This is a genomic window from Saccharothrix deserti (genome assembly GCF_009769385.1).
Classification (GTDB): Bacteria; Actinomycetota; Actinomycetes; order Mycobacteriales; family Pseudonocardiaceae; genus Actinosynnema; species Actinosynnema deserti.
Genome location: NZ_VKAB01000025.1, coordinates 79,125 through 104,336 on the forward strand (window position 1 = coordinate 79,125; position 25,212 = coordinate 104,336).

The following is a 25,212-nucleotide window of genomic DNA, read 5'->3' on the forward strand; positions in this document are numbered from 1 at the left end:
AGGACCCGAACGGTTCGCACTAAAAACGCCAGTGCCCCCAAAGTGACCAGACTCACAGTGGGCCACATCCCGTTCCTCCGGTGCGTCGCGTGCCTTGTCACCATGAAGACGTCCACCACGCGTGCTGGGTTGCACTCGCCACACCTCGTGAATCCCCACCTTGAGGTGAACCTCGAACAGGTGACTCGTCCGCCGGCTACGCTGTCCGGCGTGAGCATCGACCCGCCCAAGAGCCTCCCGGCGGTGCCCGAGTCGTTGCTTCCCCGCGAGCACGCCCTCTACCGGCCTCGGCACAGCAGCCGCCAGCGCACCGCGCTGACCCTCGCCGTCCTCTTCCTCTGCGCGCCGGCCCTGCTGCTCATCGTCGGCGTGCGGCCGGCGGAGTTCGAGAACCGCAAGCTCGCCGCGTTCCCGTCGATCACCGACGGCTGGGGCTTCTTCACCGGGCTCAACTCGTGGGCCAACGACCACATCCCGTTCCGGGACAAGGCGGTCGCCGCGGCCGGCGGCATCAGCCTCGGCCTGTTCGGCGAACGTCCGCCGGTCGTCACCCAGCCCCCGCAGGGCACGCCGGGCGGCCCGATCCCGCTGCCGCCGAAGGACCCGTCGCTCGACCAGCCCGAGCCGACCGCGTACGTGCGGGCGCTGGAGGGCAAGGACGACTGGCTCTACCTCGGGTTCGACATCGAGGACGCGTGCGAGCCGACGTTGAAGACCGACGAGGTGTTCAACCGGCTGGCGCGGCTGCGGCAGGTGGTGGAGGCGTCCGGTCGGCAGTTCGTGCTGACCATCGCGCCGAACAAGAGCACGATGATGCCCGAGTACCTGCCGTCGCGGTACTACGGGAAGGTCTGCTTCGAGCGGGCGAGCGAGTACTTCTGGGACCGGGTCGTGAGCAAGACCGGCGCGCTCGACGTGCGTTCGGGGATGCGTGAGGCGGCGAAGCAGGTCGGCGCGCCGGTGTACACGAAGTACGACAGCCACTGGACGCACGCCGGTGGTCTGGTGATGGCGCGTGGGGTGGCGGAGGCCGTCAAGCCGGGCGGGACCGGGAGCTGGAAGGTCGATCCGTCGTCGAAGGTGGAGCGGCAGGGCGACCTGGCGCCGTTGCTCGGGCGGGTGGAGAAGGAACAGCTCCAGGCGTACGAGGTCAAGCCGGACGGGTCCACGGTGCGCAGCCGTGCGGTGAATGGTGATTCGAAGCAGCCGCAGCGGTTCACCCAGCCGGCGGCCGAGGGCGTGGTGAACGCCAAGGTGGCCATGCTGGGCGACTCGTTCCTGTTCTACGTCGCGCAGTACGTGGTGGCGGGGTTCAGCGACATCACGTTGCAGCACGTGGACGGTGCCGTGGCCGATGCACACGCGGTCGGCCGGATGCTCGCGGCCAACGACGTCGTGATCCTGGAGGCGGCCGAGCGCAACCTGGTCGGCGGCATCAACCCGATGCTCGACACCAAGGTCATCGACGCCATCGCCGAGGAACTGGCCAAGGCCCCCCGCTGACCGGTCCAGCCGGCCGACCCGCACCTCCCGAACGTTCAACTCGGGTGTCCTGAACGTAGGACACACCCACCGCGAACGTAGGACACACGCGTTCTGAACGTAGGACTCTCGCGAGAGTCGAACGTTCGCATGCCGAGAGTCGAACACTCGGGGAGGCCGAGTTCAACGCTCAGGTTTCGGTCGCGCGCTCCTGAGTGTTGAACTCACGGCACTTGAGCGTTCGACTCTCGCTACCTGGAGGTTCGACTCTCGCGGGGAGTTGGGGTCAGGGGTGGTGGGGGTTGCGTTCGCGGGCGTGGTCGGCGAGTAGGGAGGCGACGGTTACGGCGGTGCCGCTGTCTTCCAGGCGTCTGCGGCGGCGGGGTGGTTCGGTGCCGTTCGGTTCGTCTTCGTCGTTGACCACTGGGATGTGTTGGGTCAGCTCTTCGGGTGGTGGCGGGGGTGCGGGGGCGGGAGTGCGCGCGGGGGCGGGCTGTGGCGGGGGTGGTGGGAGCGGCATGGGGCGGCGGGTGCGTGGTGGCGGCACGTCCGACCGGGGTTGGGGGGCGTTTGGCCGGGGTTGGGAGGCGGTTGGCCGGGGTTGGGGGCCGGTTGGCCGGGGTTGGGGGCCGGTTGGGCGGGGTTGGGGCAGGGCTGCTCGGATCACCGGGATGGCGGTGGTCGTCTCTTCGCCGGCGGTTGGGCGCTGGGGCGAGGGGGCGTCGTCGAGGTCGTCGTCCTGCTCGTCGTCCCAGCTGTCGTCCCAGTCGTCGTCCGACGGCTCCAGGTCGGGGTCGACGTCCGGGCCCATCGCGGCCTCGACTTCGGCTTCCAGCTCGGCGTCCACCTCCGCCTCCGGCTCGACGGGCTCGGGGGCCGGCTTCGGGGCGGCACGGCGGGCCAGGCGGCGCGCCAGGACGTGGCTCGGCTTCTCCACGTACCGGTAGCTCAGCTCCACCACGCCGAACGTCACCGCCACCGCGATCGGCATGGCCGCGAACAGCGGCACCGCCGGTCGCAGCAGGTCGAGCACCGCGAACCCGACCACGCCGTGCAGCAGGTAGATCGAGTAGCTGCGCTCCGACAACCCCACCCAGATCCGCCGCTCCACCAGCCGGGGCTCGGCGAACATCCCCATCAGGAAGCACAGCACCGCGAACGCCAGCGCCAGGTTGTACGACGTGTCCCCGCGCCCGAAGTCCCGGTGCTCCGCCAACACGTACAGAGACCAGGCCAGACCGACGAACACCCCGCCCAGCCACAGCGGCACCTGCTTGGTCGTCGTCGCCCAGATGATCTGGCCGATGAGCGGGATCACCAGGTACGACACGTTCACCGCGAACAGGAACCACGACGCGCCGAACTGACGGGCGCTCATCATCACCACGAAGATGAAGACCAGCTGGATCGAGATGGCCATCCACGGCATGCGCCGCAGCACCGGCAGCAGCGCGATGAGCAGCATGTAGAAGATGATCTCGACCACGAGCGTCCACGCCACGCCGACCAGCACGATCTGCGGCACCATCAGGTAGTTGATCACCAGCGCGTTGGTGATCACGGTCCACCACGTGACGATCGGTTCCTTGCTGCCCGCCAGCGAGTCGACGCCGAGCAGGATCACGCCCGCCGTCAGCAGCACGACGAACGTCATCGGCACGTACACCCGCACCAAGCGGTTGAGGCCGAACCCGCGGGCGCCCTGGCGCAGCGCGACCGGCGTCACCACGTACCCGCTGACCAGGAAGAAGAACGGCACCGCGACCTGACCGATGCCCTGGAGCCCCATGTGCATCGGATCACTGGTCAGCCCGTCGACGAAGTCGACGACGGGCGTCGGACCCACCTCGCGCTTGGCGACCCACTGCTCAGCCAGGTGGCTGTAGAAAACCAGCAGCGCGGCGAGCCCGCGGCCGATGTCGATGAACGCGATGCGGGTCTTCACGCCGGGCTCCCGCCCGGTCGCTGAACTCCGGCCGTCCAGGGGCTCTACCCTTCCAATAACCGCCAGCCAATAACCGCCAGTTCCGGGCGTATGGTAACGAACGGTCGTCGTTCGTGTCCTCGTTGTGACTCAACTCGACTAACCCGTTCGCTCGCGCCGCTCCCACCTGCGGATGGCCCGGTTGGCGGGCATCTCGACCAGACGGTGCAGCACTTCCGCCGCCAACGCGGTCATCACCAGCCCCATCACCGCCACCAGGGTGCGGTCCAGGTGGGGCATCAGGGTGTCGTACAGGGGGTACATCGCGCTCAGGTGCACCAGGTAGATCGCGTACGTCCGCTTCGCCCAGCCGCGGATGAACGCCGACCGGCTCACCGGCCCGCTCGCGGACACCAGCAGCACGGTCAGCAGCACGGCGAACAGCAGCGTGCGCGGCACCGCGTCGCCCTGGAACGTGTAGCCGCCGACCTTGTCCTGCCAGACGAACAGCATGAAGTGCACCGAGCCGATGGCCGTGCCCGCGACCGGGTGCACCTTGCCGGAGTGCACCAGCGAGATCAGCTGCCCGATGCACAGCACCGACAGGTACACGCCGAACTCGCCGAGCATGCGGCCCATGACCGTGTCCGCGCCCCTGGTGAGCAGCAGCACGGTGAAGCACAGCGGCGCGAGGGCCAGCGGCGGGATCCACGGGCGCTTGCGCAGGATCGGGATGGTCAGCGCGACGTAGCAGTAGAAGACGATCTGCACCTGCAGCGTCCACGTCACCGCGACCAGCGCGACCTGCGGCGTCTGGAAGAAGTTGACCAGGAACATGCCGCTGATCAGGTCACCGACACTCAGGTCGCTCTCGCGGGCCGAGGACACCCGGAACCCGAGGTTGATCAGGATCCACACGATGATCGTGACGACCCACAGCAGCGGCACGAGCCGCACCACGCGGCGGCGGAGGAACTGCACCGGGCGTTCACGGTTCGCCACGTGCGTCACCACGACGCCGCTGACCACCAGGAACAGCGCGACGCCGAAGAACGACAGGCGCGGGTTGAGGTGCAGCGGCTCGACGACGCCGCGTTCCACCGCGGTCGCCAGCCAGAACTCCTGCTGGTTCAACGCGAACCAGGCGACCAGGTGCGTGAGCACGACCGCGCACGACGCGACGACCCGCAGCAGGTCGAGCCCGTGCAGGTAGCCGGTGCCCTTGGCGGCGACCTCGGGCCGTTCCAGCGTGGTCGCCGTCATGCCACCTTCTCCAGACCCCGGTGCAGGCCTTCCGCCGCCGCGCCCGCGCACAGCGTCCCGACCAGCAGGGCGAGCACCAGCGGAACGCCCTGGGCCAGCACACCGGTCACCGCGTACCCGACAACCGGGATGAACACGTACAGCGGCACCGCCCGGCTGCTCAGCCAGCGCACCGGCCGGGTCGCCGCGATCGCCGCGCCGCGCGGCAGCGCGATCAGGAACACCAGCAGCGCGAGCACGCCGCCGAGCGGGTGCCAGTACCCGGCCAGTTCGGGCGCCATCCGGTCGGCCACCACCAGCAGCGCCACCGCGACAAAGCCGAGCCCGACGCCGTGCGCCGCCGTCAACCGCCCGGCGCGCACCAGCCAGGCCACCTGGCCGAGCGCGATCAACGGCCCGAGCCCGGCGACCAACCCGAGCAGCCGCAACACATCCGGCCCGCCCGCGTCGGTCGCCCAACCTCCGACCATCACCAGCACACAGATGATCTCCAGCTGCACGAGCACCGCGACCCACGGCGCGCTCCGCTCCAACGGCCGCAGCCCGACCACCAGCAGCACCGCCAACACGACCGCCGCGACCGGTGTCGTCACCGCCGCGTCCGTCAACGGCTCCGCGCCGGCCAGCAGGAGCAGCGCACCCACCGCCACCGCGCACACCACCGCCGGCACGACCCGGCGCAGCAGCCGGGCCGCCACCGACCACCGGTCGACGCCGGCGATCGCGTGCCCGGCGGCCATGAGCAGCAGAGCCGTGCCGAGGAAACCGAAGTCCTCGCCCAGCCCGGTCGGCTGGTTGACCCAGCTCCGGACCGCGACGATCGCGTCGGCCGGGTACCCGTGCCGGCTCGGCCACAGGCCGAACAGGTAGCTGTAGGCGAGCAGGCACACGGCGGCGGCGGTCACCACGCGCACACCGGGCAGGGTCGTGCCGCCCGCTTCGACGGGCGTCGCGGTCTCAGCCATCGGCGGGCAGCACCTTCAACTGCGCGGCCAGGATCGGCCCGAACCGGGACATGAGGTCGACCGACTTGGCGTTCAGCTGGACCCGCACCAGCAGGTCGCCGTGCACGTAGTGGGCGCGGACCGTGGCCCGCGCCGCGGGATCGCGGTCCGGCCGCACGGCCGTCTGCGCCACCCGTGTGACGCCTTGCTCGGGCGGGTGACGAGTCAGGCTGAGCGCGAACTGGAACGCGTCCAACCGGTCGGCGGCGCGCAGCGCGGCGTCCCGGTCGGCCATCCGGACCACCGCGACGAGCACCTGGCCCTCGGGCCGCTTCGACGACACGGTCAACCGCGCCGCACCCGCGCCCTCCTGGTTGTAGGCGGCCACCTCGGAGTCGTTGAGGAACTTGAGCGCCAGCAGGTCCGAGAACGCGCGCACGTGGTCGTAGGACTCGGTGCCCGCGTCGAAGTCCGCGAGCGCCAACGGGTCGGCGGCCAACCGGCCCGCCTCACCCGTCGGCGGCACGTTGCGGGCGCTGGCCGGCAGCGGCTGGCCGCCCCACAGGCTCCACGCCCCGAAGGCGACGGCCGCGAGCACACCGATGACGACCAGGGTGCCGAGCACGGAGGTGCGCGTCGGTACTTCACTCACGCGGCGCCTACCCCCACACACTCGAGCCCTCAACCAGCCCTCAACCGGAATCGGGCTCGAGTGTCGCAGGACGACCCCTACATGTCACAGCGGAAGCTCAGCCCAGAGGCCTAAGCCACAGTGTGATGAAGCCCGTGTCGGCCGACTCGGCCTGCTTCACCAACTCGTCGTCGGTCGGCTCACCGTCCGCGTCGGCGCCCAGCGGCACCGGCGCGTAGCCGAGCTTGCGGTAGCCGAGGAGCACCTGGGCCGGGTCGTCGCCGAGTTCGACGATCGGGCCGGGGCTGAACTCGCACACCACGTGCGGGCGGTCCCGTTCCAGCACGGCGGTCAGCCCGGCGAGCGCGCGGTGGTCGCGGCCCTGGAGGTCGACCTTCACCAGCGTGATCCTGCGGTCGACCACCTCGGGCCTGCCGTCGAGCCGGACCGCGGGGATCACCACGCCGCCCGCCCGCTCGTCGGACATGTCGTGCGCCCGGTAGTCGCCGCTGTTGCCGTCCTCGGCCTGCGCGAGGCGGATGCTGCCGTCCTCGTCCCACGCCGCCATCGGCAGCACCTCGACGATCTCCGCGCCCTCGGGGCCGAGGTTCGCGACGACGTTGCGGCGCAGGTAGTCGGCGTTGACCGGGTTGGCCTCCACCGCGACCACCGACGCGACGCCGTTGGTCTGCTGGAGCAGCCGCAGCGTGTGGTAGCCCACGTGCGCGCCGACGTCGAGGAACGTGCCGTCGCCGACGAGCCCGGCCATCAGTTCGGCCTCCTCGACCTCCCACGACCGGTGGTAGGCCAGCCACGGCAGCATGACGCGGTCGACGGGCATCAGCAACGCGCCCGCGTCGCACACCACCACTTCCGCGCCGGGAGGCACCGGCGCGTGCCGCAGCCGGGCCGTGTCCTGCACCGCGGACAGGTGCTTGACCAGCTCGGTGATCCGCCGCTCGTCGGTGTCCAGGCGCTGGTCGCGTTCGACGAACCGGTCGAACGTGGTGCGCGCCTCGCCGTCCAGCCGCGACCACACCCGCTCCAGGCTGGTGTCGAGCTGCTTCTCCAGGCTCGTCGCGCTGTCCCGCACGGCGGCCTGGACGTCGTCCTGTACGGCGGACCGCACCTCGTCCGGGATGGCGGCGAGGCGGTTCTTCAGGCCCTCGCTCACCCAGCGCGTCGACTCGACGTTCGCCTCGACCGCTTCCAGCCGCGCGACCACGCCGTTCAACGTGTCCTCGACGCCGCCGACGAGCGTGCCCATCACCCGGCGCTGGTGCACGTCGTAGTGGTCGATGGCGCGCAGCACGGCCCGCCGCATGGCGGGTGCGAGCGGCGTGCGCGACGGTGCGCCCGCCTCGGCCCGCCACAGCAGCGCCTGCTTGGACTCGCGCAACGGCCGCAGCAGGTCCGCGCCGGGCAGTTCGGCCCGGTAACCGGCGCCGCCGCTGCCCTTCCAGCTCTCGTGCGCCGCGCGCAGCTGCTCGCCCATCCACGCGGCGGCCCTCGTCATGGACCGGGTGCGCAGGATGTGCTCACGTGCGGCGCGACCGCGGCGGGCGGCCTCGGCCGGGTTGTCCGCGACCTCGCGCATGGCGGCCGCGGCGGCGTCCAGGTCCGGGTCGGCCCAGATCGCGTCCGCCGGGTACGGGTGGTTGCCCGGACCGACCGGCACCAACCGGTACGGCACCGGCCAACCGGTCTTGTCGTCCAGGAACTCCGTCGTGCTGGAGTAGTCGGTGGAGATCACCGGCATGGCCCGCGCCATCGCCTCGGCCACGGTGAGGCCGAAGCCCTCGCTGCGGTGCAGCGACACGTAGCAGTTGCTCGCCGCGTACAGGTCGTCCAGCTCCCGCAGGGACAAGTAGCGCTCGACCAGCTCGATCCGCGGGTCGTCCATGGCCTTCACCCGCAGCCGCTCGGCCACGCGCGAGTTCTTGTCGCCGTTGATCGCCTTGAGGACCAGTCGCACGTCGTCGCGGCCCTCGAAGGCCCGCTGGAACGCATCGACCAGGCCCCACGGGTTCTTCCGCTGCCCGATGCTGTTGAAGTCGAACGCGAACAGGAACTGCACCGGGTCACCGGGACGGCGCTCCGGCCGGGCCACCACGCCGGGGTCGCGCACCGGCAGCGGGACCGCCTTCACCGGGATCGACGTGTGCTTGGCGATGGCGTCCCGGCAGAACTCGCTGATCGTCCACACCTCGTCGACCAGGTCGAACGCGTGGTGCAGCTCGCCGGGGAACTCCTCCAGCTCCCACGCCCACAGGCCGATCCGGTAGCGGTGGTGGCCGACCTGCGGCTGGCGGTCCAGCACCGCGCGCGTCTGGTCGGCGTTCACGGACAGCAGGCTGACCGGGAACCTCGGGTCGCCGACCGTGCCCGGCTTGGCCAGGTCCGTGCGGTTGGCCACCAACCGGTCCTCGACCACCGAGACGACCGGCACACCGGACTCGCGGATCGCGTCGTGCACCAGCCGGGCCAGCTCACCGACGCCCAGCTCGGCGGTCAGGTAGCCGATCACGTTGACGCCGAACGCGTCCGACGGCTCGGACAGCTCGACCGGCTCGGCGGGCAGCGCCCACGACGGCAGCGCCGCCTCCGTCACACCGGAACCCTCGCACCACGCGCGGAACGGCGCGGCGTCCCGGCTGTGCGGCAGCGGGAACGCGGTCTTCAGGTCGGCACGCGACTCCCACACCGCGTGCACGAGACGGCTCATCGTGGAGCCGACGGGTGCGTCGTCCGGCGGACCGGCGAGCCACCGGCGCAGCGCCGCGCCACCGTCGGAACCGAAGGCGTGCGGGGGCGCGACCGCTGCCCGATCACCGGCTCCGGCGGCGGTGCCCTTGCGCTCGGCTTTCACCCACGCGTCCCGGTACATGGAGCGCATGGCCGAGCTGATCTTCGTGCCGTCGGCCATCTCCGCGAAGCCGTACGGGATCGACTCCAGCGTCTCGGCGTAACCGTTGCCCTGCAGGGAAACGCGGTAGCCGTCGCACAGCTCGCGGACCGTCGGGTGCTGCGACAGCACCACGCGCGGCCGGTTCGGCGTGTGGGACGACAGCAGCCACGGGTGCTCCGGCCGGTAGCCGCTGTAGTGGAAGAACCGCAGCGGGTGGCCGCCCGCGGTGAGCACGCCGTCCGCGTCGCGTTCGACCGGGCGTTCGTGGATGTTCCAGTAGGCGACGTTGAAACCGGGGTCGCGCAGCACGTGGTTGCCGAACAGCGCGGGCACCTGGTCCACCCACCGCTGGTCGGTGAACAGCTGCCGCTCCGGCGCCACGATCGCGTCGTGGCGCAGCCGTTCGGCCCAGAAGTCCAGGAACGGCCCGGAACCGGGACCGGTGGCCACGAAACCGAGGTTGAAGATCCCGGCGCCCATGATCGCGGCTTCGCTCGGGTCCTTGCCGTCACGCGGCAGCGGGTTCAGGAAGTGCGGCGTGAGCACGATGCCGTGCGCCAGCGCCAGTTCCTCCAGCTCCGGCATCGGGGCGAAGACCTCGATGTCCGGGTCCAGGTAGATCACCACGTCGGACTGCGCGCGCAGCTCCCGCAGCAGGTACGGCTTCACCGCGGTCGCCAGCTCGGTGACGTTGTAGGCCGTGGCCATGCGCAGGTAGTCGTCCGCGTCGATACCGGTGGCCTCCGGGCCGACCGTGCGCAACCCGCCCTGCCGCTCACCCGAGCCGCGCGGCGCGTCGATCACCGCGATCACGAACTCGTGACCGGGGTGGTGCTTCAGGTAGGACGCGGCGAGGACGCGTGCCGCGGGCATGTAGTTACGAGCGACGACGGTGCACGCGGTCACGGCACCGCCGTCGTTGTTTCGATCAGCCATCTGCGGGCAGCACCTCGAGCTGGGCGGTCAGCGCCTCGTCGAAACCCTTGCGGGCGGCGGCGAGCGTGGGCGCCGCGACGTCGACGCGGATGATCAGGTCCTTGCTGCTGTAGTGGCCGCGGACCCGGGCCTTGTCCGCGCCCTTCGCGTCGAGCTGGCCCGCCATCACGCCGGCCGGGCCGTCCGTGATCTGCGTCATGCCGTTGTTGAGCTGGGTGTTGTGCAGGCCGAGCGCGGCAGCGGCGGCGGCCGTGGCGTCCGTGCCCTGCACGATCAGGATGACGCCCTGCGAGCCGTCGTCCAGGGTGAACTGGGCCAGCTTGGTCTTGGAGGCGCCGGCCGTCGTGTAGAGCGCGCTCTCCGACTCCAGCAGGTACTTGAGGCCGGGGACCGCGGTGAACTCGGTCACCGCCTTGTTCGTGCTGACCTTGCCGGGGATCTCGCCGACCGGCAGCGGGTCCGGCGGCGCGCTCGGGGTGGTGCTGGTCGTGGACGCGGGCGCCTGCGTCGTGGTGCCGCCGGCCGTGGTCGAGTCGCCGCGACCCCAGATCCAGTAGGCGCCGAACGCGATGCCCGCGAGCAGGACGACGGCCACGACGATGCCGATGACCTTGCCCTTGCCGCCGCCGCTCTCGTCGAAGACCTCGGGGCCCTGCGCGATCCAGCTCGGGTTGGCGTCGCCCACCGGGCTGTAGCTGTCCCCGCCCCACGGCGGCGAGCTGGACGGCGGGCCGGACTGCCAGCCGCCCTGCTGCTGCGGGGGCATCTGGTTCTGCGGGTGCGCGACCGGGGTCACGTACTGGGTGCGGTCGGCGTCCGCCGGGCGCTGGCTCACGACCTGCGTCCTGTCCGGGTTCTGCTGCTGCTGCTGCGCGCCGGGCGTCACGATCTGGGTGGCGTCCGGGTTCTGCTGCGACGACGGCGGCACCGCGTCCCACCGGACCGGCGCCGCGAACGGGCCGCTGTTCGGCGTGCTGGGCGCGGCCGGGGCGCCACCGGAGGCGGCGGCGAGGAGCTCATCCCGGCGACGGCGGTAGTCGTCGGCACTGATCCGACCCTCCGCCAATGTGCGGTCCAACTCTGCCAGGTCCTCTTGCCAGGACATTCCGCTCCTCCAGGGGTTGCCGCGCGAGCGCCATTGTTGCTTATGGTCCCGTGGGCGGTGACGGCATCCGGCACTTGTGATGCGGTCGTTGCCGGCGGTTGGTTCCTCCGGTCGCCGCGGGCCGCCCGAACAGCACGTAGATTGGGGTCATGGCCTGGTTCGGACGTGACAAAACGCAGCTGATCACTCCAGCCGACGCCCTGCCGGGCCGAGCCGAACCGCTGGACGTGCCCGACCGCCACGCGGTGTTCACCGACCGCGGCATCAAGCCCCCGTTCCCCGAGGGGCTGGAGACGGCCGTCTTCGGCATGGGGTGCTTCTGGGGCGTGGAGCGGATCTTCTGGCGGACCGACGGCGTCCACACCACGGCGGCCGGGTATGCGGGCGGTCACACCCCCAACCCGACGTATGAAGAGGTGTGCTCCGGCCTGACCGGGCACACGGAGGTCGTGCTCGTGGCCTACGACCCGGCGGTCGTGTCGTACGAGGACCTGATGCGCGTGTTCTGGCAGGGCCACGACCCGACGCAGGGCATGCGCCAGGGCAACGACCTGGGCACCCAGTACCGGTCGGCGGTCTACTGGACGTCGGACGACCAGCGGCTGATCGCGGAAACGAGCCGGAAGGTCTACCAGGAGGCGCTGAACGACGCCCGCCTCGGCGAGATCACGACCGAGATCGCGCCCCTGCGCGATTTCTACTACGCCGAGGACTACCACCAGCAGTACCTCTCGGACGCCAAGAACCCGAACGGCTACTGCGGTGTCGCGGGCACCGGCGTCTCCTGTCCGGTGGGTTTGAACCTGAGCGGCCTGAACCCGAGCGGGGAGTGACCGACCCGTAGGCAGACGACATCTGCTTCGGAGTCCCGCAACGAGAGCTGCGGAAACGCCTGCCGGGTGAGTTCTCCTCCGTCTGCACGGCGGTCCTCCCGCGCCCGGCACGCGAATGTGATGAAAGCTCCGTTCTGCCGTCGTCGCGTTCGGTGGATTGGAAACCGGATTCGCTATCACTGTGTTAGGAATTCCCGAGGGCTCGCCCCGGGGTGGTCCACAGCGGACCTGCGGTGATCGGGTCCGGGCCAGGGCGGGTCGGCTGCTGCCGTCACCTGGTTGCGCCCGACTGGCGACCACCTCGTCGTCGTGATCGCTCTGCGCGGCTCGGTCGGAATTCTGAGGTTATCTCCGACAATATCTCAACGCCCACATCGGGAATATTGGTAATCGACTGGGGAAATTAATCGGTGCGGTGGTTGCCGAGTTCCCGAAGGCGTGCACGCGCGGTCTGGTTCCCTACGCCGATGTCGGAGGTGGGGCAGTCCTCGTCGCAGCGTCCGTAGCAGGGCATTTGGACGACTGTCGAATTCGGTGCATTGACGGAACTGGTTATATGAGTCGGCACGTTCCCGCTTGTTCCCGGTAACTGAGAGGATCGTCAATGCGCGTGACCGCGACAGTGCTCGCCCTGCTCGCAGCACTGGTCGTCCCGGGCCAGGCAAATGCCGCCAGCCCGATCGGGATGACCAGCGGTTTCTACGTCGACCCCAACTCCAACCCCGCCGTGTGGGTGCGCGAGCACCCCACCGACGGCCGCATGCCAGACATCCGGGCGTCCATCTCCACCAAGCCGATGGCCAGATGGTTCGGCAGCTGGAGCGGTGACGTCCGGTCGGCCGTCAGCGGTTACGTCGCCGCCGCCGACGCGGCCGACAAGCTGCCCGTGCTGGTCGCGTACAACATCCCCGGCCGCGACGCCTGTGGTGGGCACTCCGGTGGCGGTGCGGGATCGCCCGAGGCCTACCGGACCTGGATCTCGAACTTCGCCGCCGCGATCGGCACCCGGCCGGCCGTCGTGGTGATCGAGCCCGACTCGCTCGCCGACTTCAACTGCATGACGCCCGAGGCGGTCACCGCGCGCAACGCGATGATCCGCTACGCCACCGAGCAGTTCCGCGACCGCGCGCCCAACACGTGGGCGTACCTGGACGCCGGAAACGCCCGCTGGGTGCCGGCGAACACCATGGCCGGCCGGTTGGACGCGGCCGGTGTGCGGAACGTCCGCGGGTTCGCGATCAACGTCTCCAACTACCACACCACCTCGGAGTCGACGTCCTACGGCAACTCCGTGAACGGGTCCCTCCCCGGCTACGCGAAGACGTTCGTCATCGACACGAGCCGCAACGGCAACGGCTCCAACGGCGAGTGGTGCAACCCCGGCCAGCGCAAGCTCGGCACGACCGCCCAGACCGGTGGCGGCGCCGAGATGCTGCTGTGGGTGAAGGTCCCCGGTGACTCGGACGGCAACTGCGGCACCGCGCCGAACACGCCCGCCGGCCAGTTCGACCCGGAGATCGCCTTCCGGTTGGTGTTCGGCTACTGAAGCCCTGAAGTGCCGACTCACTGGGTACTGGGGTAGCGACTTGCTGAACCGCTGATGTGCCGGGCGGGTGTCCCACGACACCCGCCCGGACCGCGGAAATCCGGTGGACCCGCCGGTTCTCGGCTCTGGGGGACGCCCTCAGCCCTTCCTGGTGAGCAGCGTGGGTCCGACGATGCGGCGCGCGAGGCGGCGGAGCCGGGTGCGCGGCTTGGCCGGCGGCGTCGGCTTGGCCGCGGCGGGAGCGGGGGCATCGGTCGGTTCCGCAACGGGTGCGCCGGCCGGGGGTGCTGCGGCTGCGGGTGCTGCGGTAACGGGTGCGGCGGGCGTCGTGGGAGCGGTCTGGCCGGGGGCGGCGGGCGCGCCATTGGCTGCGCCGTTGAGTGCCCCGTTCGCAGGGCCGGCAGGCGCGCCGTTGAGCGTGCCGCTCAGTGCACCGTTGGCTGCGCCGTTGACCGCACCGTTGGTCGCGCCGTTCGGTTTGCCGTTGAGCGCACCGTTGACCGTGCCGTTGGCTGCACCGCCGTTGACCGCACCGCCGTTGGCTGCACCGTTCGAAGCGGCGGCCGGGGTGTCGAGCGGGAGTTGGCCGTTGACCGGCACGGCCACCGGTTCGAACTTGGTGGTGACGGCCGCGACGGGGGTGAGGTTGGTCGCGGTCATCGGCTCGGTGGTGGGCCAAGCGGGCTCGGACGTGGCGGCGACGGGCTGGATGCGGACCGTGGGGGTGTCGTTGCTTCGCTGGGGCTGGGTGGGCACCTGGCTGGACGTCACGCCTCGATCTTGCCAAAGCACGCTGGGTGATGAACCGTGCCGGGGGATCAGCAGAAGAGCAGCCCGCAGGGCCTGGTGGTCGTGGTCGTCGTGGTCGTCGTGGTGGTGGGCCGCCGGGTGGTGGTGGTCGTGGTCGGCCGGGCCGTGGTGGTGGTCGTCACCGCGGCCGTGGTGGTGGTGGTCGTGCCCGTGGTCGTCGTCGTGGTGGTCGTGGTGGACGACGTCGTGGTCGTGGTGGCGGAGCCGGCGCTCGACGCCGTCGTGCCGGTCGTGGTGATCGTCCGGCTCGGTTGCTCGCTGCCCTTGACGACCACGATGTCACCGCCGTCCGACGGGAGCAGGCCCTGCGGCGGCTCGACAACGGCACCGTGCGACACCAGGAGGGCGGCCACGGCCGCACCGATCAAGGCGCCGAAGGCGAGCCGGCGGGAACCACCCAACGCCGTGAGCATTCACAACGAGTACCCGGACCCACTCGTTGGGGTCAAATCTTTGGGGACATCTGGTACCGGCCTGACACTTTGGGGTATCAGACCGGCACCGGAGTCATCCCATCACCGGATCGGAGCCGGATCAGTACCGGATTAATACCGGATCACGCGAGGTTGGCGGTCAGCGTGATCGGGGTGGCCGCGAGCGCCTGGCTGACCGGGCAGTTCTTCTTGGCGTTCTCGGCGGCGGCCGCGAAGCCCTCGGCGTCCAGGCCGGGCACGATCGCGGTGACGGTCAGGTGGATGCCGGTGATGCCGGTACCGGGCTGGAACGTCACCTCGGCCGACGTGTCGACCTGCTGCGGCGGGGTGCCGGCCTGCGCCAGGCCGTGCGACAGCGCCATCGAGAAGCAGGACGAGTGCGCGGCGGCGATCAGCTCTTCCGGGCTGGTCTTGCCGTTCGCCTGCTCGGCCCGGGACGGCCAGCTCACGTCGAACGTCCCGATGCCGGACGACTCGAGCGCGACGCTGCCCTTGCCCTCCAGCAGGTTGCCTTCCCAGTGCGTGGTCGCCTTGCGGGTGGTGGCCATATGTCTGCAACTCCGTCTTCGACGAGGAAACCTTCCGCATCAACCTATACGGGGTCTGATCGCCGAGCCCCGAAGCAGTGGCCGACAACGTGCAAAAGGCCCCCGGTGCGAACACCGGGGGCCTTGCGGAGAGCGGATGACGAGACTCGAACTCGCGACCCTCACCTTGGCAAGGTGATGCGCTACCAACTGCGCTACATCCGCCTGTTGGGAAGAACTATAGCCCACTCTCGAAGCGGGTTTCGACCGGGGGGCCCGGTTCGGCCAGCAGCCGGTCGACCTCGGACAACCGCTCCTTGGACCAGCGCCACTCCCACAGGGGTCTGACCCGGTCGACGACTTCGGCGGGCAGCCACGGCGCCACCTCGTCCCGCAGCTCCCACTCGTCGAACACGTGCTCGTAGAAGCTGACCACGGACGCGTCGGACAGGAACCGCTCCGGCTGCTGGAAGCACCAGTGCGCGAACCCGTACACGCGGCCGAGCACTTCGCGGTCGCCGTCGCGGTGCGCCTCCAGCGCGAGTTGCCACAACTCGCCCAGGAACACGTGACATGACCAGGACTCGCGCTCGACAACGGCGCTCAGCTCGGGGAGGAGGGCGGAAGCCCTTGTGCGCCAATCGACCACGCGGCAGGAGACTACCCGTCACCGGCGCGGCTGCCGCCCGGTCGCCCACCACCTGACGCCTTCCCGTGACCGGCTCGTCACCGACCGCGAGCGGGCTTGATCCGGTAGGCAGGTGCGCTGATTAGGCCGAACAGCTCACGCCGTCCGGCGGGTCTTCGGTATCGGCTCGCTATCACTTCGGGTCGCGACCAGCCGAATGTGGCATCTTGACCACTGGACCACAGGCGGGGCGGGAGGTGCCGGGCGGGATGGCCGGAGATGCCGATTTCGACCGGGAACTGCTCGCCAGGGTCAGAGCGGGTGACGACGCCGCGTTCGGCGAGCTGTTCACCCGTCACGCCGACGCCGTTCGCCGGTTCGCCCTCCGGCACGTGCGTGAACACGCCGAGGCCGACGACCTGACCGCGGAGGCGTTCTTCCGGGTGCTCCAGGCGATCCGCCGGGGCAACGGCCCGACCGACCACGTCCGCACCTACCTGCTGACCGTCGCACGCCGCGTGGCGTGGGAGTGGAGCGGGCGGCGGCGGGACGTGCCGGTCGAGGACGAGGAGCTGAGCCGGCGCGTCGAGCCGTTCCCGGACGTCACCGCGCGCCGGCCGGAGCACACGCTGATCTCCCGCGCGTTCACCAGCCTGCCGGAGCGGTGGCGCACGGTGTTGTGGCAGGTCGAGGTGGAGGGCGAGCGGCCGGCGGCGGTCGCGCCGAGCTACGGCCTGACCCCGAACGCGATGGCGGCGCTGGCCCGTCGTGCCCGCGAAGGGCTGCGCGCGGCGTACCTGCAGGCGCACCTGGCCGAGGACACCGGGCCGCGCGCGTGCAGCTCGGTGGTGGCGAAGCTGGGCGCGTACACGGCGGGCGGCTCGCAGGGCGCGGAGCAGAAGCGCATCCGCAAGCACCTCCAGACGTGCTCCTCGTGCAACGCGCTGCACGCCGAGCTGGCCGAGGTGTGCTCGACGCTGCGGGCGCACGCGGCGAGCATCGCCGTGCCGGTGGCCGCGACTGCGTTGCTCAGCCCGGCGCTGGTCGGGCCCGCGGTGATGGGCAAGGCCGCGTGGCTCAGCGGACGGGTGAAGTTGGTGCTCGCGTCCGCCGCTTCGGCCGCCGCCGTGGGGTTGTTCGGGGTGTTGGCCGGGACGTTCACCGGCGCGCCCGGTCCGGCGCTGGTCCAGTCCGGTCCCGACGGCGCGCCCGGCGAGAACGTGCTGGCGCTGGGCACGACCACGACCGCCACCGGCACGGCGACCAGCGAGACGTCGCCGTCCGCCGCCGCGGGGAAGGTCGTGCACCCGAAGACGGAGCAGGAGGCGCAGTCCGCGTCGCCGACCACGTCCACCGACGTGCCGGGCACGCAGGCGGACGGGACCACGACCGCACCGGCCGAAGAGCGCGCTCTGCCGGTCGACACGACGTCGACCCCGGTCACCACGACGGAGTCCGGCTCGATACTCCTGATCACCACGACGCCCACGACCACCGAGGTCACCACGACCCCGACGTCCAAGGGGGCCGGGATGGCCGGGACCCTCACGCCGACGACCGTGACGTTCCGCCCGACGCCGAGCCTCGCGCCCGCGTAACCGCGGCTTTTCACCCACGAGGTGCAAGACTTTGCCGGTAGCGTGGGAAACGCTGAGTGATCGCTCGACGTCTTGAGGAGACGGTGATGACGCGGCTGGTGCGCGGAGCTGACGGCCGGATGTGGACGGTTCGCAGTCAGATCGAGTGGCGCAACCCGTCGGCCGATGCCGATTTCGAGCACGACGTGAGCGGTGGTTACGGTCCGGGCGTGCTGATGCTCGCGATCGTCATCGTGATGGGCGTCGTGCTGGTGGCGTGGACGCCGGCGGAGGTCGTCGTGCCGGCGTGGCTGATCGTGGCGCTGATCCTGGTGTTCCTGTTCTTCCCGGTGCGCTGGGCGGTGCGGCGGCCGTGGCTGGTGGCGGCCGAGTCGAAGAAGACCGAGGAACTGCCGCCGGAGCGGTGGGTCGGCTCGGTGCGCGGCTTCCTGACCGTGCGCAACGAGGTCGCCAACGTGGCCCGCAAGATCGAGATGTACTCGCTGCCCGACCTGGACGGTCCGCTGCAACCGGTCGACTGATCGCCTTCGGCGGGTGACACTGGTCCGGTGCCGGAACTCCCCGAGGTCGAGGCGCTCGCCCACCACCTGCGCGAACATGCCGTCGGACGGCGCGTGCACCGGGTGGACGTCGCGTCGTTGCAGGTGTTGAAGACGTTCACGCCGCCGTGGACCGATCTCCAGGGTCGCGAGGTGACCGGCGCGGGCCGGTTCGGCAAGCACCTGGACCTGGACTGCGACGGCCTGCACCTGGTGGTGCACCTGGCGCGGGCCGGGTGGCTGCGCTGGTCGGAGCACCTGTCCGCGGCGCCGCTCAAGCCGGGCAAGGGGCCGTTGGCGCTGCGCGTGCACCTGGGTCCGCCGGGCGAGGGGCCTGGCTTCGACCTGACCGAGGCGGGCACGAAGAAGGGCCTGGCCGCGTGGGTCGTGAACGACCCGGCGGACGTGCCGGGCATCGCGCGGCTCGGGCCGGACGCGCTGTCGGTGACGCGCACCCAGCTCGAGGACCTGTTCGCGGGCCGCACCGAGCGGCTGAAGACCGCGTTGACGGACCAGACGGTGCTGGCGGGCGTCGGCAACGCGTACTCCGACGAGATCATGCACACGGCCCGGCTGTCGCCGTACGCGACGGCGGGGAAGCTGCCCGCGGAGGCGTTGGACCGGCTGCACGAGGCGCTGGTGGGCGTGCTGACGGACGCGGTGACGCGGTCGGTGGGCCAGGCGGCGGCGACGCTGAAGGGCGAGAAGCGGTCCGGGCTGCGGGTGCACGCGCGGACCGGTCTGCCGTGCCCGGTGTGCGGTGACACGGTGCGCGAGGTGTCGTTCGCGGACAAGGCGTTCCAGTACTGCCCGACGTGCCAGACCGGCGGCAAGCCGCTGGCCGACCGGCGGATGTCCCGGCTGCTGAAGTAGTTCACCCCTGCTGGAGAAGTTCACACCTCCGGGTGGGCTTCGGCTGGTCGCGGCGTCACGGGGAACTCCTCCTGGTGTCCGACCGACCACCAGGAGGAGTTATGAGGACCCGTATCGCGGCGGCGCTGACCGGTCTCACCCTCGCCGCGGGCCGCTCGTCGGCACGGCCGTCGCCGCACCGGAGGAGAAGAAGGACCCCAAGGCCGAGATCGCCGACACGTTGCGGGAGGTGATCTGCCGTGTCTTGAAGGATCTCGACCTGCCTGAGCTGGACGATTTGATGGAGAAGCTGGGGTGCAAGGACGACCCGACCAGGACCACGACTTCGACGACGAGAACAACGACGACAACCCCGTCACCGACACCTCGCGCCGGGAACGGTGGGCGCTGACGAGGGGTGAGCGCCGACCGCGGTGACCGCCGGGACCGTGGGGTGCGGCCCGAGTGATCGGGTCGCGCCCACTCTCCGTGATCGAGAGTGCTTCTGATCGTCCAATTGGGTAAGCGCTCTGCCACGGTTGCCCCCAATTCATCGGATGTGCACGTCTCACGAGGGCCATCCCCTTGCCTATGGAGCCACCACAGCACAGCATGGACGCCGTGCTGGACCTCTTCACCGAGCGCGCTGTGCTCGGACTCATCGCGACCTTGGCCGTTCTGGGCCTCTTCGTGATGCTGTGCCGTGCCCGCCGCGTCAGCACGTCGGTCGAGGACGCCGTGATGGACATGCTGCACCGCATGTCGAAGGCGTCGGCCGACCTGCGCGAAGGCCTGACCGAGGACGCGGCGAACAAGGCCACCCCGCACCTGCGGGAGATGCTGCGGTGCGTCGCGGTCGGCATCACCGACCACGAGGGCACTCTCCTGTCGTGGGACGGCGGGGCCAACGACCACTACGAGTTCCTGCGCACCTACATCGAGCGCGCCATCGGCGAGGGGCACAAGGAGCACGTCGAGCACCGCAAGCTGGACTGCGAGCTGCCCGGCCCGTGTTCGCTGCACAGCGCCGTGATCGTGCCGCTGGTGGTGGAGAGCGAGGTCGCCGGCACGCTGATCGTGGTCAGCGGCGTGGCGAACAAGCGGCAGATCCGGATGGCCGAGGAGACCGCGCGGTTCGTCTCCACGCAGCTGGAGCTGGAGGTGCTGCAGAAGTCCCGGCAGGCGTTGGCGCAGGCGGAGGTCCGGGCGCTGCGGGCGCAGATCTCGCCGCACTTCGTCTACAACGCGCTGAACACGATCTCGTCGCTGATCCGCACCGACCCGGGGCACGCGCGGGAGTTGTTGCAGGAGTTCGCCGAGTTCACCCGCTACTCGTTCCGCACCGACGGCTTCTTCACCACGCTGGCCGACGAGCTGACCAACATCCACCGCTACCTGACCATCGAGCAGGCGCGGTACGGGCCGAGGCTGAACGTGCGGCTGAAGATCGCGCCCGAGGTGCTGCAGGTCGTGCTGCCGTTCCTGGTGTTGCAGCCGCTGGTGGAGAACGCCGTCCGGCACGGGCTGGCGAAGAAGCCCGGCGGCGGTGAGCTGACGATCATCGCCGAGGACAACGGCGCGGAAGCGCTGATCTCGGTCGAGGACGACGGCGTCGGCATGGACCCGGACCGGCTCTTCGAGGACCTGAAGGACGCCCACCAGACCGGGGCGCACGTCGGCCTGGGCAACATCAACCACCGGATGCGCGCGGTGTTCGGCGACGATTACGCGCTGGTCGTGGAAACCGCGCCGGACGCGGGCATGAAGATCATCCTGAAGATTCCCAAGTACAGCCGGGGCGTGCGCACCAACCTGCCGCTCGTGCCGCCGCGGCTGGAGGACACGACCGAGCAGCCCGCCATCCGCGCCTGATAATCAGGGGGCGCTGACGATCAGGCGGCGGCGACCGCCAGCACCGTGACCATCATGACCGCGCACACGCCCCACGAGATCCACATCCAGTAGACGTGCATGGCGGTCGGGCCGTCCGCGTTCTGACGGCCTCGGTCGTCCCACCACTCGACGTAGCGTTCGAGCCACCGGATCGGGTTGAACGTCACCGCTCGATGTTAGCTGTGCCACTCGACCTCCGAGCACACGTAAGGTCGGAGGCATGAGCGTCACGGACAAGATCGCGGCCCGGCTGCCGAGGATCGTCAGCGAGCGGACCGAGCGCGGACCCGTGGTGGCCGCCGTCCGCCTGCACGGCGTCATCACGCCGACGCCGACGCCGATGGCCCGCAACACCATCAACATGCAGAACGTGGAGAGCGCGCTGAACCGCGCGTTCGAGCACGACCGGCTGGTCGCGGTCGCCCTGCTGATCAACTCTCCCGGCGGCGCGCCGACCCAGTCCGCGCTGATCGGCGAACGGGTCCGCGAGCTGGCCGCCAAGAAGAAGGTGCCGGTCCTGGCGTTCTGCGAGGACCTGGCGGCCTCCGGCGGCTACTGGCTGGCCTGCGCGGGCGACGAGATCTACGCGCACGGCACGTCCCTGGTCGGCTCGATCGGCGTGGTCAGCGCGGGTTTCGGCCTCGACGGCCTGATCGAGCGCTACGGCGTCCAGCGGCGCGTGTACACGGCGGGCGAGAACAAGGTCCGCCTCGACCCGTTCAGCCCGGAGAAGCCGGAGGACGTCGAATGGCTCAAGGGCCTCCAGGCGCAGCTCCACGAGCAGTTCGCCGACTGGGTGAAACAGCGCCGCGGCGCCAAGCTCAAGGCCACCGACGACGAGCTGTTCAACGGCGAGGTGTGGACCGGGGCGAAGGCGCTCGAACTCGGCCTGGTGGACGGCATCGGCACGCTGCGCGGCGTCGTGGCCAAGCGCTACCCGGACGCGGACATCGCGATCGCCGAGCCGCGCCGATCCCTGCTCGCCCGCCTCGGACTCGCCGGCGCGACCACCCGATCGGGCGACTTCTTGGTTGAGGGGTTGGCGGCGCTGGAGGAGCGGGCGCGCTGGTCGCGATTCGGCTTGTGAGGTCGTCGCGGGGTCACAGCCGCGCGACCGTCCGGCAACCGGCGTAGACAGCGACCCCGGTGGATGGGCAAGATGCGCGACACAGTGAGTACCCCAGTGAACACTCGCACGGACAGCACCGGCCTCCTCGTTCTGGCGGTGGACGACGAGGCACCCGGTCTGAGCGAGATCAAGTACCTGCTCGAAAGCAGCCCGCACATCCGACGCGTGCTCACGGCCTTCGACGCGGCCGAGGCACTGCGCATCCTCCGGGGTGACTACGACGTCGAGGTGATGGACCGCACCCGGGCAGGGCTACCGCCGGTCGACGCCGTGTTCGCCGACATCAACATGCCGGGCCTGAGCGGCACGGATCTCGCGCGCGTGCTCGGCGCGTTCCGCGCGCCACCGGCGTTGGTGTTCGTCACGGGAGTCGAGCACTCGGAGGCCGTGGTGGCGTTCGAGGTGGGCGCGTTGGACTTCGTGACCAAGCCGATCAACGAGGACCGGATCAACAAGGCGATCTCGCGGGTCGTCGAACGGGTCGCCGCGACACCGGCGGTCACCCCCGAGCCGGCCGCGGCGGAACCTCAGGACGACGAGGTGATCCCGGTCGAGCTGGGTGGCACCATCAAGCTCGTGCCCAGGGCCACCGTCCGCTACGTCGAAGCGCAGGGCGACTACGCGCGCCTGCACACCAGCGACGGCGCGAGCCACCTGGTGCGGATCCCGTTGGCGCAGCTCGAGGAGCGCTGGGAGAACGCCGGGTTCGTGCGCATCCACCGCTCGTTCCTGGTGGCGCTGCCGCTGGTGACCGAGCTGCGGATGACGTCGAACGGGTACGCGGTGGTGATCGGCTCCGGTGAGGGTGCGAAGGAGCTGCCGGTCAGCCGGCGGCACACGCGTGAGCTGAAGGAGCGGATCGTGCGTCCCCCCAAGAGCAGTTGGGGATGACCAAGCACTCCGGCCCCCCCGGCCAACCGGACCAGCCGCAGCCGGCCGAACGCGACGCCTGGCCGTCGACGCCGGTGCGCAAGAACCGCCGCCGGCGGGTGGTGCTGGCGGACCCTCGTGGCCGCGGGCGGGTGCTGCGCACGATCATCGAGCTGGAGGAGCAGACCAGCGTCGGCGAGAAGCTGATCCGCGACCTGATCCGGACGCAGTTGCGCACGGGTATGGCGTTGGGCGGCGGCACGCTGCTGTTCCTCGCTCTGCTGCCGGTGACGTTCTACCTGCTGCCGTCGCTGTCGGAGGTGCAACTGGTGGGTGTGCGGCTGCCGTGGCTGCTGCTGGGCCTGCTGCCGGCGCCGTTGTGCTACGCCGTCGGCTACACGTACCGAAGACTCGCCGAGAGGCATGAGCAGGACTTCGTGAACTCGGTGGACCGGTGATCCAGAACCCGTGGAGCCTCGTGCTCGTCGGCGTGATGGCGGTGCTGACGTTCCTGTTGGGCTACGTGGGTTCCCGCCGGGCGAACACGACGCCCGACTTCCTGGTGGCCCGCCGCGCCGTGCCGGCGACCCGCAACGCCGCCGCGATCTCCGGCGAGTACCTGTCCGCGGCGTCGTTCCTGGGCGTGGCGGGGCTCGTGCTGAAGGACGGCATCGACGCCCTGTGGTACCCGATCGGCTTCACCGCCGGGTACCTGGCGATGATGCTGTTCGTGGCCGCGCCGCTGCGGCGGTCCGGCGCGTACACGTTGCCGGACTTCGCCGAGGCGCGGCTGGGGTCGTCGAACCTGCGGAAGTTCTGCACGTTCTTCGTGATCTGCATCGGCGTGCTGTACCTGGTGCCGCAGTTGCAGTCGGCCGGGTTGACGTTGAACACGATCACCGGCCTGCCCGTGTGGCTGGGCGGCGCGGTGGTGACCGTGATCGTGGTGGTGAACGTCCTCGGCGGCGGGATGCGCGCGATCACATTGGTGCAGGCGTTCCAGTACTGGGGCAAGCTCTTCGCGATCGCCGCGCCGACGTTCGTGCTGTTCACGATCTTCCTGGCCGGGCCGGGCAACGGCGCGCAGCCGGTGGACTCGGCCGGTGTGCTGCGGTTCCCCGAGGACGTGGAGGTGATGACGGTCGACCCGGTGCGGGTGCGGGTCGACGTGGCGATGGAGCTGTCCGCGAGCGGGCAGATCGACGGGTCGCGCGTCAACGGCGCGGTGTACTGGACGCCCCGCCTGTACGAGGTGGGGGCGGAGACGAAGCTGTGGTTCAAGGCGGGCTCGCCGGTGCCGGTGGTCGAGGGTTCGCCGACGTCCAACCACGACTGGCTGCGGCCCCAGACCGAAGGGCTGTCGGGGCTGTTCGAGACGTACTCGCTGATCTTCGCGACGTTCCTGGGGACCATGGGGCTGCCGCACGTGCTGGTGCGGTTCTACACGAACCCGGACGGGCGGGCGGCGCGGCGCACGGCGTTGCACGTGCTGTACCTGCTGGGGTTGTTCTACCTGTTCCCGACCGTGCTGGGCGTGATCTCGCGGCAGTACCTGCCGCAGTTGCTGGCGACGGGGAAGACGGACGCGGCGGTGCTGCTGCTGCCGAGCACGATGCAGCCGAACCTGCTGGGGCAGGTGCTGGGCGCGATCGTGGCGGCGGGCGCGTTCGCGGCGTTCCTGTCCACGTCGTCGGGGCTGGTCGTGTCGGTGGCCGGGGTGGTGTCGACGGACATCCTGCCGGGCAAGGTGCGTGATTTCCGGTGGGCGACGGTGTTGACCGGCGCGGGGGCGATCGGGCTGGCGCTGGTGCTGCCGACGTCCGACGCGTCGTTGACGGTGGCGATGTCGTTCGCGCTGGCGGCGTCGACGTTCTGCCCGTTGCTGCTGCTGGGGATCTGGTGGCGCGGGCTGACGTGGGTCGGCGCGATGGCCGGGCTGGTGGTCGGCGGCGGGCTGGTGATCGGGGCGCAGGTGGTCATGGTGGTCAGCTCGTACACCGGGCGGTGGGCGCCGTCGGTGTTCTCGCAGCCGGCGCTGGTGACCGTGCCGGTGGCGTTCCTGACCATGGTGATGATCAGCAGGCTGACCGCGCGCCGCAAGCCCGACGACGTCAACCAGATCCTGCTCCGGTTCCACGCGCCCGACCCGCTGGGGTTCATGCGGGACCGGGACGTGCAGCGGTTCGGGACGGCGGAGGAGAAGGCGCGTCTCGAAGACGGCAAGTACCGCGACGGCACTCCGCCGTCACCGCCGGCGTCCTGAGGTCCGTTGGTCCGAGTGGTCGCAAGGCTGTGACTTCAGGCACAGTCGCGGCTAGGCTTTCCGGTGGAGATCCGGACCGCCCACCGGCGTTACCACC

At 70.5% G+C, this 25,212-nt stretch carries 23 protein-coding genes and 1 tRNA gene; 12 read left to right on the forward strand and 12 right to left on the reverse strand.

Annotated features, from left to right (window positions below):
• Nucleotides 1-210 precede the first annotated feature (210 nt).
• The gene (locus FM051_RS33670) at nucleotides 211-1,503 is read left to right on the forward strand and encodes an alginate O-acetyltransferase AlgX-related protein (protein ID WP_158850545.1); all 1,293 of its coding nucleotides are present in this window, start codon (nucleotides 211-213) and stop codon (nucleotides 1,501-1,503) included.
• Between the two features lie 265 nt (nucleotides 1,504-1,768).
• Here FM051_RS33670 and FM051_RS52230 read toward each other — a convergent pair whose 3' ends face one another.
• The 6 genes from FM051_RS52230 to FM051_RS33700 all read right to left on the reverse strand — a co-directional run bounded on the left by FM051_RS52230 (nucleotide 1,769) and on the right by FM051_RS33700 (nucleotide 11,193).
• Nucleotides 1,769-3,427, reverse strand: coding sequence for an acyltransferase family protein (locus FM051_RS52230; RefSeq protein WP_238412838.1), 1,659 nt, complete (start codon nucleotides 3,425-3,427; stop codon nucleotides 1,769-1,771).
• A gap of 138 nt (nucleotides 3,428-3,565) precedes the next feature.
• Nucleotides 3,566-4,669, reverse strand: coding sequence for an acyltransferase family protein (locus tag FM051_RS33680; protein ID WP_158850547.1), 1,104 nt, complete (start codon nucleotides 4,667-4,669; stop codon nucleotides 3,566-3,568).
• Nucleotides 4,666-5,634: a hypothetical protein gene (locus tag FM051_RS33685; protein WP_158850549.1), complete on the reverse strand. Its 969-nt coding sequence runs from the start codon at nucleotides 5,632-5,634 to the stop codon at nucleotides 4,666-4,668. The genes FM051_RS33680 and FM051_RS33685 overlap by 4 nt, the downstream gene beginning before the upstream one ends.
• Nucleotides 5,627-6,265 carry a hypothetical protein gene (locus FM051_RS33690; protein WP_158850551.1) on the reverse strand — a complete coding sequence of 213 codons (639 nt, stop codon included), beginning with the start codon at nucleotides 6,263-6,265 and terminating at the stop codon, nucleotides 5,627-5,629. Before FM051_RS33690 ends, FM051_RS33685 begins: the two co-directional genes overlap by 8 nt.
• 97 nt (nucleotides 6,266-6,362) lie before the next feature.
• Complete coding sequence (locus FM051_RS33695) at nucleotides 6,363-10,088, reverse strand: FkbM family methyltransferase (RefSeq protein WP_158850553.1); 3,726 nt, start codon at nucleotides 10,086-10,088, stop codon at nucleotides 6,363-6,365.
• On the reverse strand, nucleotides 10,081-11,193 hold the full coding sequence (locus tag FM051_RS33700; protein WP_158850555.1) for a hypothetical protein: 1,113 nt from the start codon (nucleotides 11,191-11,193) through the stop codon (nucleotides 10,081-10,083). Before FM051_RS33700 ends, FM051_RS33695 begins: the two co-directional genes overlap by 8 nt.
• A gap of 149 nt (nucleotides 11,194-11,342) precedes the next feature.
• On the opposite strand from FM051_RS33700, the gene msrA reads away from it, so the two are divergent.
• The gene (gene msrA, locus FM051_RS33705) at nucleotides 11,343-12,026 is read left to right on the forward strand and encodes a peptide-methionine (S)-S-oxide reductase MsrA (protein ID WP_158850557.1); all 684 of its coding nucleotides are present in this window, start codon (nucleotides 11,343-11,345) and stop codon (nucleotides 12,024-12,026) included.
• Between the two features lie 604 nt (nucleotides 12,027-12,630).
• Nucleotides 12,631-13,572, forward strand: a complete 942-nt coding sequence (locus tag FM051_RS33710) for a glycoside hydrolase family 6 protein (protein WP_158850559.1) — start codon at nucleotides 12,631-12,633, stop codon at nucleotides 13,570-13,572.
• Between the two features lie 138 nt (nucleotides 13,573-13,710).
• Here the strand turns inward: FM051_RS33710 and FM051_RS33715 are convergent, their stop codons facing one another.
• The 5 genes from FM051_RS33715 to FM051_RS33735 all read right to left on the reverse strand — a co-directional run bounded on the left by FM051_RS33715 (nucleotide 13,711) and on the right by FM051_RS33735 (nucleotide 15,992).
• Nucleotides 13,711-14,232, reverse strand: a complete 522-nt coding sequence (locus FM051_RS33715) for a hypothetical protein (protein ID WP_158850560.1) — start codon at nucleotides 14,230-14,232, stop codon at nucleotides 13,711-13,713.
• 158 nt (nucleotides 14,233-14,390) lie between these two features.
• Nucleotides 14,391-14,795, reverse strand: coding sequence for a hypothetical protein (locus FM051_RS53350; protein WP_158850561.1), 405 nt, complete (start codon nucleotides 14,793-14,795; stop codon nucleotides 14,391-14,393).
• Between the two features lie 143 nt (nucleotides 14,796-14,938).
• Nucleotides 14,939-15,364, reverse strand: a complete 426-nt coding sequence (locus FM051_RS33725) for an OsmC family peroxiredoxin (protein WP_158850562.1) — start codon at nucleotides 15,362-15,364, stop codon at nucleotides 14,939-14,941.
• A 131-nt stretch (nucleotides 15,365-15,495) separates the two neighbouring features.
• Nucleotides 15,496-15,568 (reverse strand) — tRNA-Gly (locus FM051_RS33730).
• Nucleotides 15,569-15,581: 13 nt separating this feature from the next.
• Nucleotides 15,582-15,992, reverse strand: a complete 411-nt coding sequence (locus tag FM051_RS33735; RefSeq protein ID WP_158850563.1) for a DUF7674 family protein — start codon at nucleotides 15,990-15,992, stop codon at nucleotides 15,582-15,584.
• 206 nt (nucleotides 15,993-16,198) lie between these two features.
• Between FM051_RS33735 and FM051_RS33740 the strand changes: the two genes are divergently transcribed.
• From FM051_RS33740 to FM051_RS33755, 5 genes are all read left to right on the forward strand, one after another.
• Nucleotides 16,199-17,569, forward strand: a complete 1,371-nt coding sequence (locus FM051_RS33740; RefSeq protein ID WP_238412839.1) for a sigma-70 family RNA polymerase sigma factor — start codon at nucleotides 16,199-16,201, stop codon at nucleotides 17,567-17,569.
• An 86-nt stretch (nucleotides 17,570-17,655) separates the two neighbouring features.
• The gene (locus FM051_RS33745) at nucleotides 17,656-18,090 is read left to right on the forward strand and encodes a DUF983 domain-containing protein (RefSeq protein WP_158850564.1); all 435 of its coding nucleotides are present in this window, start codon (nucleotides 17,656-17,658) and stop codon (nucleotides 18,088-18,090) included.
• Between the two features lie 27 nt (nucleotides 18,091-18,117).
• Nucleotides 18,118-18,981 carry a DNA-formamidopyrimidine glycosylase family protein gene (locus FM051_RS33750; protein WP_158850565.1) on the forward strand — a complete coding sequence of 288 codons (864 nt, stop codon included), beginning with the start codon at nucleotides 18,118-18,120 and terminating at the stop codon, nucleotides 18,979-18,981.
• A gap of 294 nt (nucleotides 18,982-19,275) precedes the next feature.
• Nucleotides 19,276-19,398 (forward strand): hypothetical protein, encoded by a 123-nt coding sequence (locus FM051_RS53355; protein WP_274383819.1) that lies wholly within the window; start codon nucleotides 19,276-19,278, stop codon nucleotides 19,396-19,398.
• A 174-nt stretch (nucleotides 19,399-19,572) separates the two neighbouring features.
• Nucleotides 19,573-20,832, forward strand: coding sequence for a sensor histidine kinase (locus tag FM051_RS33755; RefSeq protein WP_158850743.1), 1,260 nt, complete (start codon nucleotides 19,573-19,575; stop codon nucleotides 20,830-20,832).
• A gap of 20 nt (nucleotides 20,833-20,852) precedes the next feature.
• Here FM051_RS33755 and FM051_RS50840 read toward each other — a convergent pair whose 3' ends face one another.
• On the reverse strand, nucleotides 20,853-21,020 hold the full coding sequence (locus FM051_RS50840) for a hypothetical protein (RefSeq protein WP_202919154.1): 168 nt from the start codon (nucleotides 21,018-21,020) through the stop codon (nucleotides 20,853-20,855).
• A gap of 53 nt (nucleotides 21,021-21,073) precedes the next feature.
• Between FM051_RS50840 and FM051_RS33760 the strand changes: the two genes are divergently transcribed.
• From FM051_RS33760 to FM051_RS33775, 4 genes are all read left to right on the forward strand, one after another.
• Entirely contained in the window at nucleotides 21,074-21,940 is an 867-nt protein-coding gene (locus FM051_RS33760) for a S49 family peptidase (protein WP_158850566.1), read from the forward strand.
• A gap of 63 nt (nucleotides 21,941-22,003) precedes the next feature.
• Nucleotides 22,004-22,873 (forward strand): LytR/AlgR family response regulator transcription factor, encoded by an 870-nt coding sequence (locus FM051_RS33765; RefSeq protein WP_420803644.1) that lies wholly within the window; start codon nucleotides 22,004-22,006, stop codon nucleotides 22,871-22,873.
• The gene (locus tag FM051_RS33770) at nucleotides 22,870-23,310 is read left to right on the forward strand and encodes a hypothetical protein (RefSeq protein ID WP_158850570.1); all 441 of its coding nucleotides are present in this window, start codon (nucleotides 22,870-22,872) and stop codon (nucleotides 23,308-23,310) included. Before FM051_RS33765 ends, FM051_RS33770 begins: the two co-directional genes overlap by 4 nt.
• Before the next feature lie 35 nt (nucleotides 23,311-23,345).
• On the forward strand, nucleotides 23,346-25,115 hold the full coding sequence (locus tag FM051_RS33775; protein ID WP_420803647.1) for a sodium/solute symporter: 1,770 nt from the start codon (nucleotides 23,346-23,348) through the stop codon (nucleotides 25,113-25,115).
• Nucleotides 25,116-25,212: the final 97 nt, after the last annotated feature.

Bases quoted from the DNA above. Each gene is read 5' to 3' on its own strand.
- FM051_RS33680 (WP_158850547.1), bottom strand. From the start codon at position 4,669: ATGACGGCGACCACGCTGGAACGGCCCGAGGTCGCCGCCAAGGGCACC.
- FM051_RS33685 (WP_158850549.1), bottom strand. From the start codon at position 5,634: ATGGCTGAGACCGCGACGCCCGTCGAAGCGGGCGGCACGACCCTGCCC.
- FM051_RS33695 (WP_158850553.1), bottom strand. From the start codon at position 10,088: ATGGCTGATCGAAACAACGACGGCGGTGCCGTGACCGCGTGCACCGTC.
- FM051_RS33700 (WP_158850555.1), bottom strand. From the start codon at position 11,193: ATGTCCTGGCAAGAGGACCTGGCAGAGTTGGACCGCACATTGGCGGAG.
- msrA (WP_158850557.1), top strand. From the start codon at position 11,343: ATGGCCTGGTTCGGACGTGACAAAACGCAGCTGATCACTCCAGCCGAC.
- FM051_RS33710 (WP_158850559.1), top strand. From the start codon at position 12,631: ATGCGCGTGACCGCGACAGTGCTCGCCCTGCTCGCAGCACTGGTCGTC.
- FM051_RS33715 (WP_158850560.1), bottom strand. From the start codon at position 14,232: ATGACCGCGACCAACCTCACCCCCGTCGCGGCCGTCACCACCAAGTTC.
- FM051_RS53350 (WP_158850561.1), bottom strand. From the start codon at position 14,795: ATGCTCACGGCGTTGGGTGGTTCCCGCCGGCTCGCCTTCGGCGCCTTG.
- FM051_RS33725 (WP_158850562.1), bottom strand. From the start codon at position 15,364: ATGGCCACCACCCGCAAGGCGACCACGCACTGGGAAGGCAACCTGCTG.
- FM051_RS33745 (WP_158850564.1), top strand. From the start codon at position 17,656: ATGACGCGGCTGGTGCGCGGAGCTGACGGCCGGATGTGGACGGTTCGC.
- FM051_RS33755 (WP_158850743.1), top strand. From the start codon at position 19,573: ATGGACGCCGTGCTGGACCTCTTCACCGAGCGCGCTGTGCTCGGACTC.
- FM051_RS33760 (WP_158850566.1), top strand. From the start codon at position 21,074: ATGAGCGTCACGGACAAGATCGCGGCCCGGCTGCCGAGGATCGTCAGC.
- FM051_RS33765 (WP_420803644.1), top strand. From the start codon at position 22,004: ATGGGCAAGATGCGCGACACAGTGAGTACCCCAGTGAACACTCGCACG.
- FM051_RS33770 (WP_158850570.1), top strand. From the start codon at position 22,870: ATGACCAAGCACTCCGGCCCCCCCGGCCAACCGGACCAGCCGCAGCCG.
- FM051_RS33775 (WP_420803647.1), top strand. From the start codon at position 23,346: ATGGCGGTGCTGACGTTCCTGTTGGGCTACGTGGGTTCCCGCCGGGCG.